Origin of the sequence: Actinomadura sp. NPDC047616 (assembly GCF_040642915.1) — a bacterium.
Classification (GTDB): Bacteria; Actinomycetota; Actinomycetes; order Streptosporangiales; family Streptosporangiaceae; genus Spirillospora; species Spirillospora miaoliensis.
This window is the reverse complement of sequence record NZ_JBEYTB010000003.1, coordinates 375,856-388,292: the sequence shown is the minus strand read 5'-3', so window position 1 is coordinate 388,292 and position 12,437 is coordinate 375,856. Positions and strand designations below refer to the sequence as shown.

General features: G+C 74.8%; 10 protein-coding genes. 2 read left to right on the top strand and 8 right to left on the bottom strand.

Annotation, left to right across the window (positions count from 1 at the left end; translation table 11 throughout):
- Positions 1-101 precede the first annotated feature (101 nt).
- The 7 genes from ABZ801_RS09350 to ABZ801_RS09320 form a co-directional block, all read right to left on the bottom strand.
- Positions 102-1,016, bottom strand: a complete 915-nt coding sequence (locus ABZ801_RS09350) for a glutamate ABC transporter substrate-binding protein (protein ID WP_360694941.1) — start codon at positions 1,014-1,016, stop codon at positions 102-104.
- Positions 1,017-1,045: 29 nt separating this feature from the next.
- Positions 1,046-2,470, bottom strand: coding sequence for a hypothetical protein (locus ABZ801_RS09345; RefSeq protein WP_360694938.1), 1,425 nt, complete (start codon positions 2,468-2,470; stop codon positions 1,046-1,048).
- A gap of 65 nt (positions 2,471-2,535) precedes the next feature.
- On the bottom strand, positions 2,536-2,940 hold the full coding sequence (locus ABZ801_RS09340) for an FHA domain-containing protein (protein WP_344948157.1): 405 nt from the start codon (positions 2,938-2,940) through the stop codon (positions 2,536-2,538).
- A gap of 371 nt (positions 2,941-3,311) precedes the next feature.
- Positions 3,312-4,619 carry a VWA domain-containing protein gene (locus ABZ801_RS09335; RefSeq protein ID WP_360694934.1) on the bottom strand — a complete coding sequence of 436 codons (1,308 nt, stop codon included), beginning with the start codon at positions 4,617-4,619 and terminating at the stop codon, positions 3,312-3,314.
- Positions 4,616-5,686 carry a PP2C family serine/threonine-protein phosphatase gene (locus ABZ801_RS09330; protein WP_360694931.1) on the bottom strand — a complete coding sequence of 357 codons (1,071 nt, stop codon included), beginning with the start codon at positions 5,684-5,686 and terminating at the stop codon, positions 4,616-4,618. The genes ABZ801_RS09335 and ABZ801_RS09330 overlap by 4 nt, the downstream gene beginning before the upstream one ends.
- Positions 5,683-8,148 (bottom strand): tetratricopeptide repeat protein, encoded by a 2,466-nt coding sequence (locus ABZ801_RS09325; protein ID WP_360694926.1) that lies wholly within the window; start codon positions 8,146-8,148, stop codon positions 5,683-5,685. Before ABZ801_RS09325 ends, ABZ801_RS09330 begins: the two co-directional genes overlap by 4 nt.
- Positions 8,145-9,374 carry a hypothetical protein gene (locus ABZ801_RS09320; protein ID WP_360694923.1) on the bottom strand — a complete coding sequence of 410 codons (1,230 nt, stop codon included), beginning with the start codon at positions 9,372-9,374 and terminating at the stop codon, positions 8,145-8,147. Before ABZ801_RS09320 ends, ABZ801_RS09325 begins: the two co-directional genes overlap by 4 nt.
- Before the next feature lie 122 nt (positions 9,375-9,496).
- Here ABZ801_RS09320 and ABZ801_RS09315 point away from each other — a divergent pair, with 122 nt between their 5' ends.
- The gene (locus ABZ801_RS09315; protein WP_344948171.1) at positions 9,497-9,979 is read left to right on the top strand and encodes a WYL domain-containing protein; all 483 of its coding nucleotides are present in this window, start codon (positions 9,497-9,499) and stop codon (positions 9,977-9,979) included.
- An 83-nt stretch (positions 9,980-10,062) separates the two neighbouring features.
- On the opposite strand, the gene ABZ801_RS09310 is transcribed toward ABZ801_RS09315, so the two are convergent.
- Positions 10,063-11,217 carry a glutamate--cysteine ligase gene (locus tag ABZ801_RS09310; protein ID WP_360694920.1) on the bottom strand — a complete coding sequence of 385 codons (1,155 nt, stop codon included), beginning with the start codon at positions 11,215-11,217 and terminating at the stop codon, positions 10,063-10,065.
- Positions 11,218-11,340: 123 nt separating this feature from the next.
- Here ABZ801_RS09310 and ABZ801_RS09305 point away from each other — a divergent pair, with 123 nt between their 5' ends.
- Entirely contained in the window at positions 11,341-12,435 is a 1,095-nt protein-coding gene (locus tag ABZ801_RS09305) for a dihydrodipicolinate reductase (protein ID WP_360694917.1), read from the top strand.
- Positions 12,436-12,437 lie beyond the last annotated feature (2 nt).

The following is a 12,437-nucleotide window of genomic DNA, read 5'->3' as shown; positions in this document are numbered from 1 at the left end:
GCCGTACCAGGAGGGACACTTACGTAAGCGACTTATCTTGCTGACCGAAAGGTGGGACGACCCTGCGACGGCATTGCGTCGGCGCTGCTCCACCGGCTCGCTCAGCTTCCGGCGACGGGCTCGTCGCAGCCCTCGAACTGCGGGACCGTGGTGGTGAGCCGCAGCCCGGACGACCCGAACCACTGGCGCAGCAGCCGGGGGATCGTCCCGTCCTGGTACATCCGCGTGATGGCCTTGTTGACGGCCTCGCAGCCCGCCACGTCGCCGCGGCGCAGGCCGACCCCGTACGGCTCGTCGGAGAACGGGGCGTTGACCAGCCGCACCGCCGCCGCCCCGCCGCCCCGCGCCCGCGCGGCCAGCCCCGCCAGGATCAGGTCGTCGGTGGACACCGCGTCCACCACGCCGTCCTGCACGCTCCTGAGGCACTGGTCGTAGCCGCGGGAGTCGTGCGGGATCGCGTTGACGCCCTTCTCCTCGATGACGCGACGGTGCGACAGTGAGCCCTCGACGCGGCACAGCCTGCGGCCCGCCAGGTCCCGCACGTTCCGCACGGCGGTGTCGGAGCGGCGGACGAGGATGTCCTGGTGGGCGACGTAGTACGGTCCGGCGAACAGCACCTTGGTCTTGCGTTCGGGAGTGATGGAGTAGCTGGCCACGACCATGTCGACCCGGCCGCTGACGAGCATGTCCTCGCGGTTGACGTCCCTCGACACCGGCCGGAACTCCACGTCGTCGCCGGCCACGCCGAGGCGGCGGGCGATCTCGCGGGTGACGTCGATGTCGAAGCCCCGCAGGTCGGGGTCGCGGAAGCCGAGGCCCGGCTGGTCCTCGTTCACCCCGATGACCAGCCTGTCCCTGCCGACGACGGACGGGGTGCCGGCGTCGGCGGTGCCGCAGGCCGCCGCCGCGGCCGCGAGCGCCGCCGAGACGAGAACCGCGGCGGCGCGGCGGGCACGGCTGCGGACGGCCTGGCGGCGGACGGCGGCGCGGCGGGCGGCGTTGGGGCGTACTCGCATGCTGCGTTCCTTCACCGGTACCCCGTCCCTCACCGGTACTCCGCCAGGCGGGGGCGCACACCGGCCGTCACCAGGACGAGGATGACCAGCCCCGACACGGGGAGCACCACGTCCCAGCCGTTCGTGCCGTCGTCGCCCGCTCTCACCGCGGCGTCGAAGTCGCGGCGGTGCAGGTTGACGAGCGCGTTGAGGGACGCGTCGTACTGGGCGAACAGGCGGATGCCCGTGTCCGGGCCGGTGCCCAGGCGCGCGCGTACCGCCGCGTTGGTGTCGCCGTCCGTGGCCAGGTCACGGATGCGGCGGTCGGCGAGCTGGAAGGTGCGGAAGTCGTTCAGCACCTTCTCGAACGCCTTCGCCTGCCCGCCGGTCAGGTCCCGTTCGGCCTCGTCCCCGAGGAAGCCCAGGAACTGCGCCCTCTGCCAGGAGGGGCCCTGGGCCTCCACGGCCTTGGTGTACTCGGGGAGGCTGTCGGCCTGCAGGTACAGGATCGACTGCGACTTGCTGAGGTAGGTCTGCTCGTAGGTGTCGGCGCGGTCGGGGTCGAGGAGGAAGCGGGTCTGGTCGGCGTTGGCGCTGTTGCTGATGGCGCGGGTGCGGGACAGGGCGAGTATGGGATCGAACCCGTCGCGTTTGGCGTCGCGCAGGTGCCCGGCCTGGGACGACAGCATGGACGTGCTCCACGCGACGAGCACGAGCGCCGCCACGGTCGCCAGCGCGACGCCCGGGTTGAGGACGCGCCGGAACCGCACGTACAGGTAGTACTTCAGGACGAGCAGCAGCGCCAGGAGCAGCAGGCCGGTGACGACCACCAGCGTGCGGCCGGTCAGTACCGCCGACCGCTCGGACTCGTACGTGTGCCGGACCAGGGTGCCGTTGTCGAGGGTCAGGTTGTACGCCTTCGGCAGCAGGTCCAGCTTCATCAGGTCGGTGGCCTGCCGGTAGACGTCCAGGACGCGCTGCGGCGGAGGCCCGGCGGCGTGGTCGGCCTGCTCGTCCAGCAGCAGCGCCTGGCTGGCGTAGCGTTCGTAGCGGCCGAGGGCGTCGAGCAGGTCGCGGGCCGTCTCCTCCTCGGTGGGGTCGTCGGCCAGCCGGGACGCCTGCAGCAGCGCGGTGCCCGCCCGGGCGCGGCTCTGCTCGTACCTGGCGAGGAGCTGGTCGCGGCGCACGCCCAGGTCGCGCGAGTTGCCGATGAGCAGCGCGTTGGCCAGGTGGGCGTCCATGTCGGTGAGGTGGAAGTACAGGTCGCCGGTGGCGACGACCTGTGGTCCCGCGTCGTGGCCGATGACCCGGACGCCGTCGCGGGCCGACTCGACGGCCGCCCACGTGGACGCCAGCACCGCGACGAGCGCCAGGATGATCAGAGCCGTCAGCGTCCGTACCCTGCCCGCGACCGTGCGGGGCAGCAGCGGCAGCGACGGGGGAGGCGGCGCGTGCCGTCCCGGCGGGGCGGGCACGCGCGCGCTTGGGGGCTGCGACCTGCCCGGGGCCGGCGCCCCGCCGGGGGGTCGCGCCACGGCCGTCACGCCGCGCCGCCCTTGCTGAGGGTGATGGTCGTCCACGCGCCCACGTGGATGCGGTCGCCGTCGCCGACGGGCACCTCGACGTTCAGGGGGATCGGGTCGGTTGCGCCGTTCACGCACGTGCGGTTGGTGGAGCCGGGGTCGACCAGGGTCCAGGTGCCGTCCGGCTTGGCCAGCAGCACCGCGTGCACGTGGGAGACGCCGGGGTCGGCCGGGGGCTCCTGCAGGTCGATCTCGGGGGTCGTCCCCCGGGACACGCTGCGCCTGCCGATGCGGACCTGCCGCCCGGTCAGGGGGATCCGCCGTTCGGGGTAGTAGGGCGGGAACGGGATGTCCTTGCTGTCGGGTCCGCCTTCGGAGATGACGGTGTCGTAGTAGTCGCGGTCGGCGTTCACGATGGCCACCCACTCCGCGGTCTGGGCGGGCTCGGCCGGCGGGGCCGCAACCGGCGCCGGAGCCGGGGAGGGCGCCGGGGGCGGAGCCGAAGCCGGTGTCGGCGGCGGGGGCAGCGGTTGCGGCGGCCCCGACGGGGTCGGCCTGCCGCCTCCCGTCGCGAAGTCGTAGCCGCACTCCTCGCAGAAGCGGTCGCTGGACGGCGTACCGCAGTCCGGGCAGGGCACGCCCCCGCCCCCCGCGGAGGCCTGCCCCGCCGAGGGGGCGGCCCCGGAGGGCGCGGGTACGGACGCGGGGGAGGGGCCACCGCCGATGCGCTGACCGCAGACGTCGCAGTAGTCGTCGGTACCGGAACTGTGCCCGGACGGACAGATCGCCATGCTCAGCCCTCGCCCCTGCGCGTACGGACGGTCTTGGTCGACCGGGTGTCCAGCGACATCACGTCGGCCTTGTCGACGTTCTTGCGCAGCCGGACCGTCCCGGTGGCCGGGTCCACGACGTCCACCACCTTGCGCAGCATGGAGGTGATGGCGTCGTTGCCCGCCTCGTCGGCCAGCCGCACGGCGCGGCCCAGCCGCGCGGTGGCGGTGTCCAGGTCGCCGCTCTCGCGCGCCGCCAGCCCCTCCTGGATCGCCTGGGCCAGCTCGGCCTGCCCGGTGTAGTGCGCGACCCGCGCGTTGATCTTCGTGGACTGCGCCTCGTCGTCGGTCCACTGGGCCAGCACGTTGCCGGTCGCCAGCACCTGCTCGGGACGGTCGGCCGTGCCCGGCAGCACCAGCTTGATCCAGGCGGCGCGCAGCTCGGTGCCCACGCCCGCGGGCGGCACCTCCACGCACACGTGGTAGTCGCGGCTCTCGGCGCCCCACGCGCCGACCGGGTAGTCCCCGGCCTGCGGCGCCGCCTCGGCGCGCCGCCCGGTCAGGTCCTCCACCGACGGCATGACCTGTTTGACGAACTTCACCGCGGCGGTCTTCGGCGTCCACACGCGCAGCATCACGTCGGCGACGGCCTTGCCCATCGCCGCCTCGGTCATGGCCTGGAAGTCGGCCACCAGGTCGGCGGGGTCGGCGACGATGTCCACGCCGCCGAGCAGCGCCGAGGCGACCTTGCGCAGCTCGGCGACCTCCCAGTCGGTGCCCACGCCCCGGCAGTCGCACACGAACCGTCCCGAGCAGCGCTCCAGCACCGCGTCGAGCTGGGCGGGCGTCTCGTGCTGGTTCTTGCCGTCGGTGAGCAGGATGGCGTGCCGGATGCCGTCCTGGTGGGCGTCGAACAGCTCGTCGGTCAGCCGCAGCCACGAGCCGATCGCGGTGCCGCCGCCCGCCCTGAGCTTCGCCAGCGCCGCCCTGGCCTTCCTGCGGGTGCCCGCGTCGGCCCGCACCAGCGGCGGCGCGCTCGGATAGACCAGCGTGGCGTCGCTGGACCCGGCGATCACGGCGAAGTGGACGCCGTCGCGCAGCGTGTCGACCGCGACCTGGGCGGCCTCGATGGCGGCGCGCAGCTTGCTGTCGGGATAGGACATCGAACCCGAGGTGTCGATGATGATGACCTCGGCGGCCTCGGTCGCCGCGCCGCCCGTGAGGGCTCCGCCGGACGACTCGACCGACACGATCGCGTGGACCTCGCGGCCGCCCGCGGGCAGGTACTTGTTCTGGTCGACCTTGACGGTGAACTGCGGCTGGTCGCTCATCGGAGATGCTCCGTGCTCGGCGGGACAGATGAGTTCGCGGGGGGCGCGTCCTTCCAGGCGGAGACCTGCGGGACGGGGACGACGGCGACGGTGACGTTGTCGCGGCCACCGGCGTCGAGGGCGTGCCGCACGAGGACGCCGGCCGCCTCCAGCGGGCGGACGGCGTCCAACGGGGAGCCGGGCGTCGCGGTGAGTACGGCGGTGAGCTGCTCCGGCGCGGGCAGGTAGTTCCACAGGCCGTCACTGCAGACGACCACCGCGCCGGGGCCCTGAACGGGATGGGTGCGGACGTGCGGGGCGATGTCCTCGGCGTCCGCGCCCAGCCACGCGGTGATGACGTGCGCGTTGGGGTGGGCCTCCGCCTCGGCCTCGGTGAGGGCGCCCTCGGCCACCATGGCGGCGGCCCAGGAGTCGTCCTCGGTCAGCCGCCTCGAACCGCCGGCGGACGCGGCGAGCCAGTAGGCGCGGCTGTCGCCGACCCAGCCGACGGTCACCGTGCCGGGGGCGACGACGGCCGCCACCAGGGTGCAGGAGGGGGCCTCGTCCGGAGAACCGGCCAGGGCCGCGACGGCGTCGCCCGCGCGGGCGATGGCCGTGCGCATGGCGGTCTCGGCGTCCGTCCCGTCGTCCAGTGCGGCGACGAGTGACGCGACGGCGGTTTCGGCCGCGGCCTTGGAGGCGTCCTCAGGGCGGGGCGACGACCCGACCCCGTCGCACACCACCACCGCCACGCCTCCACGCCACGGTGCGATGGCCAGGGCGTCCTCGTTGCGGCTGTAGCGCAGGCCGCGGTCGCTGACCCCGGCGGCGGCGCCGTCGGGCAGTTCCATCTCGACGTGGTCGCGGTCGACGGGCTGGCGCAGCCCGCAGTGCTCGCAGTAGCCGTCGGCGTCGATGGCGGTCGCGTCGCAGCCCGTGCAGCGCCGCAGCCGTATGGGCGCGGCGCCGGAACGCGGGTCGAGGCGCTGCCCGCACGCCTCACAGAACTCCTCGCCCGGGTACACCACCTCCCGGCAGGTGGGGCACCCCAGCTCCACCGTCTTGGCCGTCCCCTGGTCCCCGGTCACAGCAGCGTCCTGGGACGGACGATGTTGGCGCGGTCGATGAGCAGCCGCCGTTCCTCCCTGTCGGCGCTGTGCCGCGCCAGCGACCGGTACGTCCGCTCCAGCGCGCTTCGCAATTGCGGTTCCGTCAGCTTCGCCCCCAACACACTGCCTTCCTGCGGGGAGTGCTTCGGCGCGTGGCGGACCCAGGCCAGGGCCGCCTCCAGAACCTCCGCCTCCAGACGTTCCCGTCGCTCGCCTTCGACGTCGAGCGCGGCCAGACGGTCACCCGCCCCGACGAGCTCGGCCGCGGTGAGCTGGGACGGAAGACGGCCCCGCACGATGGTCGTCACCGCCGCCAGCTGCGCGGCCACGTGCCGGATCGAGGTCTGCGGCACCGAGTCCAGGACCGCGACGGCCGCCGCCCGGTCGTCCCCGGCGAGACGCACCCGGGCCAGGCCGAACGCCGCGTTGATGTAGGAGTCGTCGGTGCGCCACACCGCCTCGTACAGGCGCGCCGCGTCGTCGGGGGCGGCGCCTTCCCGGCAGAACGCCAACGCCAGCTTGGGCGCGGCCTCGCCGGGCAGCAGGCCGTAGAGGTCGTCGAACATCACCGCGGCCTCGTCCACGCGCTCCCGGGCCAGCGTGGCGACCGCGCGGTACCAGGCGAGCCGCCAGTCGCCGGACAGCTCGCCCGCCAGGTCGTCCAGCAGGCGCAGCGCGTCGTCGGTGCGGCCCAGCTCGATGCGCACCCGCACGCCCGTCAGCGCGACCTCGGGCGTGCGCTCGGGCGCGCCGCCGAGGGCCGCCATGAGCTGCCGCGGCTCCAGCGCCGTCAGCCCGGCCAGGAACCCGGCGGCCGGGTCGGCGCCGTCCACCAGCGGCACCGGCAGCGCGGACGCGACGTCCCGGGGCGTCGGCGTCGGCAGCGGGGCCCCGTCGCCGGACACCCCCGGCTGGACTCCCGCGGCGAAGCGTTCCGGGCCGAACAGCGCCGACGGGGCGGGACGCGGCCGGCCGTCCTCGGCGGCCAGCACCTCCCGCAGCACCCCGGTGAGCTGCTCGGCCATCTCGGCCGCGTCCTGGAAGCGCAGCGCCGGGTCGCGGTGCGTGGCGCGGCGCAGGAACCGGTCGAACGACTCGTGCCGCGCCAGCACCGGCACCTGCTCGCGCGGCGGCAGGCTGGTCGCGTAGGTGGTGGTGAACTCGGCGAACGGGAAGCTCAGCACCGCCAGCGCCCGGCCGACGGTGTACAGGTCGGAGCTGATGGAGGGGCCGTCGTCGGCGATCTCGGGGGCCTGGTAGCCGACCGTGCCGTAGATGGCGCCGTCCTGGTCGTCCAGCCGCCGCACCGCGCCTAGGTCGATCAGCCGCAGCTGCTCCTCGGACTGGATGACGTTGTCCGGCTTGAAGTCGCAGTACAGCAGCCGCTGTGTGTGCAGGTAGCCGAACGCCTGCAGCGCCTCCAGCGCGTAGGCGATGGCCTGGCCGAGCGGCAGCGCGTCCTCGCCGAGCCGCCGCCGCTCCAGCAGGATGTCCTTGAGGGAGCGCCCCCCGACGTACTCCATGACGATGTAGCCGGTGGGGGCGCCGGTGGCCGGGTCCGGATGCTGGACGAAGTTGTAGATCTTGACGATGTTGGGGTGCTCGACCTCGGCGAGGAACGCCCGCTCGGCCGCCGCGGCGGCCAGCGCGTCGGCGTCACCGGTGTCCAGCAGGCCCTTCAGCACCACCCACCGGTCGCTGACGTTGCGGTCCTTGGCCAGGTAGATCCAGCCGAGACCGCCGTGCGCCAGGCAGCCCAGCACCTCGTACTGGCCGCCCACCAGGTCCCCTGGGCGCAGCTTGGGGGTGAACGAGAAGCCCGTCCCGCACTTGGCGCAGAACCCTTCCGTACGGCCCGGCCGGTCGCCCCGGCTGCGCCCCACCGGATCGCCGCAGTTGCCGCAGTACCGCTTGTGCTCGGCGACCTCCGGGTTCGGCAGGACGGCGGTGGCCGGGTCCCGGTACGGCACGCGCGGCACCTCGACCAGGCCCGCGCCGAGCTGCCCGCGCCGCCCCGATCCGCGCGTCGACCCCGTCCGTCCCGTGCTCGTGCCCATGCCGGTGCGCGTGCTGGAACTGCCGCGCGTCGGTGCGCTGGGCGCCGCCGTCCGCCCGGACGCCGCCGTGGGGCCGGCCGGGGCCGCAGGGGGCATGCCGCAGGTGTCGCAGTAGCCGTCCTGGATCGTGCCCGTGCACCCCTGCCGCGTGCAGACGTCACTGGGCGGCGTGCCCGGGGCCGCCTGGGACGCGGGAGCGGGGGGCAAGCCGCAGGTGTCGCAGTAGCCGTCTTCGATCGTGCCGGTGCACCCAGGCTGCGTGCACGCGTCACCTGCCGGAGCGGTCGGGGCCGCCTGCGGTGCGGGGGCGGGGGGCAGGCCGCACTCGACGCAGTAGCCGTCCTCGACCGTCCCGCCGCAGCCCGGCGCGGTGCACTGAATCATCGGCGCGATCCCTTCGCCCGTGCGGAGATGGCCTGCTGGTACGCCGACAGCGCCACCGTGGCCCCGCGCAGGTCGCAGGGGGAGGTCCACAGCAGCGCGCGTGCGCGCTCGTACATCGCCGCCAGCTCGTCGTCCTCCAGGTGGCCCAGGCGCGCGGCCTTGGCCCGGTAGGCGTCCAGCCGTCCGCGCAGCTCCTCGCGCCGGTCCAGCAGGCCGGTGAAGATGTCGACGGCCTCGCGCGCCCGCGTCAGCGCGGTCTCCGCGGCGCCGTCCAGGTCGGCCAGCCGCGCCGCCAGCTCCTCCCAGCGGCCGTCGTCGCGCAGGCCGTCCAGCGCCGCCAGCCGGTCGGCCAGCGCGGTCGCGGCGTCGGGCGCCGCCGGGACCACCGGGAAGCTGATCTTGGCGAGGACGTCCGCGCGGGCGCGCCGGGCCTGCTCCTCGATCCTGCGGACGCGGCCCACCTCGTCCCGCACCCGCGCGACGCGTTCGGCGTGCCCGGCGCGCAGCCTGGCGGCCTCCTCCAGCCGTCCGCGCAGGTCCCGCAGCTCGGCGTCGAGGGCGTCCAGACGCGAGCTGCCGGCGGTGCCGTCGGCGCGGACCAGCGCCAGCGGGTCGGTGCGCATCGTCTCGCGCACCGCCGCCAGTTCCCGTTCGACGCGGTCGAGGTCGCCCGCGCCGCCCGCCCGCCCCGCCAGCTCGCGCACCGCCGCGTGCGCCCGGTCGACCTCGTCGAACCTGGCCAGCAGCGCCGACCACACCGTGTCGACCCCCGCGACGATCCGGGCGGCCTCCTCGAACAGCGGGTTCATGCGCGCGACCGCGCCGTCCAGCGTCAGCCGCTCACCGGCGGGCGCCGACAGCAGCGTGCGCCGCTCCAGCGGCACCTCCGGCGCCGGCAGCTCCACCGACGGACCGGTCAGCAGCCGGGTCAGCTCCGCCAGCTGGGCCTGGCTGGGACGCGGATGCCGGGCGCGCAGCCGCTCGGCGTCCTCGAGCACCCGCCCGTACAGGTCGAACAGCGACCACAGCGCGGCCGTCCGCGACCGCAGCTCGCCTTGGCGGCGGGCGGTCTCGCCGGTCAGCCCCGCCCCCTCGAGCAGCGCGTGGCCGGGGTGCGCCTCCAGTTCGGCCAGCGCGGCGCCGATGCGCTCCTTGTCGTCCCGCAGCCGCCGCAGCGCGCCGTCCACCTCGTCGCGGGTCAGCGGCGGGCGTGCGGCACCGCTCACCGCGGCCCCATCTCACCCATGTTCGCCCCCGGTATCGCGCTTTTGGGTGATCAGTGTTCACCATGCGGACGGCACCGCTCAAGGGCCTCCAAACTGTCGGTGTTCGAACGTATTATCGAATCATGGCGAACGTAGCGACGCACCGCACCGCCCTCACCGCCGCGGAGATCGCCGCGCTGGCGCTCTCGCTGGCGCACCTCGGCGCCGGGCCGCAGGCGGCCACCGCCCGCCGGGCCCTGCGCACCCTGTTCGACGACGACGTCACCGACAACGAGGTCATCACCGCCACCCTGCAGACCCTCACCACGCCGCTCAGCCCCGCCACCGCCGACCGCGCCCGCGTGATCGCGGCCGCGATCACCGAGCACCGCGTCGTCCGGCTCGTCTACGGCGACGCCCGCGCCAACGTCACCATCCGCGAGGTGGAACCCGTCACCTGCCTGGTCCACCGCGACCACTGGTACCTGGTCGGCTGGTGCCGGATGCGGCGCGGCGTCCGCGCCTTCCGCTTCGACCGGATCCTCGCCGTCGAGTCCACCGGCATGCCCGCCCGGCCCCACCGCGCCGAGCGCTACCTGCCCTTCCAGGGCCGCGCCGCCGCCTGACCCGTGACCCCGTGAGGCGGGCCCGCGTAAGCCCCTGCGCGGGCCGCCTCACGGTCCTCCGGCCCGCCGCCGCGAGCCGCGGGTCAGGACGCCACGGTCCGCTCCACGGCGTCGGAGACGACCGCGGCGACGTCGCGGGTGCGGGTGTAGGCGGTGTGCTGCGCCCTGGCGCCGTTGCCGCGGTCGAGCAGGCGCCGCAGCAGCCCCCGCACGGTCTCCAGGTCGCCGCTGCGGTCCAGGGCGGGGGTGACGTGGTCCAGCAGCGCGGCCACCACCGTGTGCGCGGGGGCGGCGCGATGGGTGACCGGGTGCACCAGTTCGTCCCGCAGCCCCGAACGGCTGGCCCGCCACATCGCCAGCCGCAGCAGGTGGGCGCGCACCGGGTCCGGGGGCTCGCCCGCCCGCCACGCCCGCGCCGCCGTCTCGACCAGCGCGCGGACCAGCGCGGCGAGCAGGACGGTGTCGTCGGCGTGCAGGCAGACGTCCGCGACGCGGATCTCCACGGTGGGATAGCGCCGGGAGATCCGGGCGTCGAAGTAGATCATGCCCTGGTCGAACACCACGCCCGTGCCGAGCATCGCCTCGACGGTCGCCTGGTACTCCTTGAGCGACTCGAACAGCTCGGTCGGCCCGCTGGACGGCCAGCGCCCCCACACCTGGTGCCGCCAGCTCTCGTAGCCGGTGTCGCGTCCCTGCCAGAACGGGGAGTTGGCGCTCAGCGCCAGCAGGGGCGGCAGCCACGGCCGGATCCGGTCGAGCACCGCGGCGCCCTCCTCCGGCGAGGCCACGTTCACGTGCACGTGGCAGCCGCACGTCAGTTGCTCCTCGGCGGTCAGCGCGTAGGCGTCGGCCATCCGCCGGTACCGCCGGGACGGGGTGAGCGACGGCTGCACCGCCACCGGCGAGGTCGCCAGCGCCGCCACCGCGACGCCGACGCCGCGCGCGGCCTGCGACGCGGCGCGCCGGGCCCACCGGATCTGGGCCGACAGCTCGTCGAGCGAGGCGCACGGCCGCGTGCACACCTCCAGCTGCTCGCGCTGGAACTCGGTCTCCAGGCTCTCGCCGCCCGACGACTCGGCCTGCCGGTCGTGGTGGCCGCGCGGCACCTCGCCGTGCTCGTACGCGTAGCGGATCACATCGACCGACACGGCCTGCGGTGCTCCGTCGTCCGGATCGACCAGCAGCAGCTCCTCTTCCACACCGATGGTCCGGGTCTGCGCCGTGTTGCGTTGGTCCACGCTGTGGTTCTGCCCGGGGGACGGTCGATACACGGCCGGGACGGGGAGTCGTCACCGCCGCCGGTCTCGTTTCCCCGAGTGAGCTGTGCCTACAATGCGCGGGCTCGACCAGAGGAGTGCCGGGTGACGTACCGCGTCGGACAGTGGGCCACGGGAAACGTCGGCAGGCAGGCGCTGCGCGCCATCATCGAGCACCCCGACCTGGACCTGGTGGGCGTGGTGGTCAGCGACCCGCTGAAGGTGGGACGCGACGCCGGTGAACTGGCCGGAACTGGACGCCGCACCGGCGTGCGCGCCACCGCCGACCCGGCCGAGCTGATCGCCGCCCGCCCCGACGTGATCAGCTACACGGCCGTCGGCACCTCCGGACGCCGCGAGGTCGCCACCGGCAGCCGTCCCGGCGACGCCCTCGACGACCTGTGCCGCGTCCTGGAGGCGGGCGTCAACGTGGTGTCCTCGGCGCTGATCCCGCTGGTGCACCCGCCGTCCGCCGACCCGGCCGCGGTGCGGCGGCTGCGCGCCGCCTGCGCGCTGGGCGAGTCGTCCTGCCTGACCACCGGTCTCGACCCGGGCCTGATGAACGACGTGCTGCCGCTGGTGCTGTCCGGGGTGTGCCTGCGGATCGACGCGATCCGGGTCAGCGAGATCATGTGCTACGGCCTGTGGGACAAGCCCGAGGCCATCGTCGGCAAGTTCGGCTTCGGCCGGCCGCTGGACCATCGCCCGCCGATCCTGCTCCCGGGCGTGCTGACCCTGATGTGGGGCCCGGTCGTCCACCTGATCGCCGAACGCCTGGACGCGCCGCTGGACGAGGTGACCGAGTGGTACGAGCCGTGCCCGGCGCCCGAGACGTTCCGCGTCCCCGCCGGGGAGATCGCCAAGGGCACGACGGCGGGCCTGCGGTTCCGCGTGACGGGCGTCGTCCGGGGACGCCCCGCGATCGTGGTCGAGCACGTCACCCGGCTGCGCGAGGACCTGGCGCCGCACTGGCCCGCGCCGCCGTTCGGGCAGGCGGGCGGCTACCGCGTCGAGATCGACGGCGAGCCGCCGTGGCGGATGGACGTCGCCAACCCCGGCGCCGCCGACCCGACCGTCCCCGGCACCCTGGCCACCGCGCTGCGCCTGGTCAACGCGATCCCGGCGGTCGCCGAGGCCCCGCCGGGCCTGCACACCCCGTTCACGCTGCCCCTGTTCACCGGCCGCCGCCTCCTGCGCTGACC

Coding starts and splice junctions, on each gene's coding strand:
- ABZ801_RS09325 (WP_360694926.1), bottom strand. CDS start 8,148: ATGATTCAGTGCACCGCGCCGGGCTGCGGCGGGACGGTCGAGGACGGC.
- ABZ801_RS09315 (WP_344948171.1), top strand. CDS start 9,497: ATGGCGAACGTAGCGACGCACCGCACCGCCCTCACCGCCGCGGAGATC.
- ABZ801_RS09350 (WP_360694941.1), bottom strand. CDS start 1,016: ATGCGAGTACGCCCCAACGCCGCCCGCCGCGCCGCCGTCCGCCGCCAG.
- ABZ801_RS09335 (WP_360694934.1), bottom strand. CDS start 4,619: ATGAGCGACCAGCCGCAGTTCACCGTCAAGGTCGACCAGAACAAGTAC.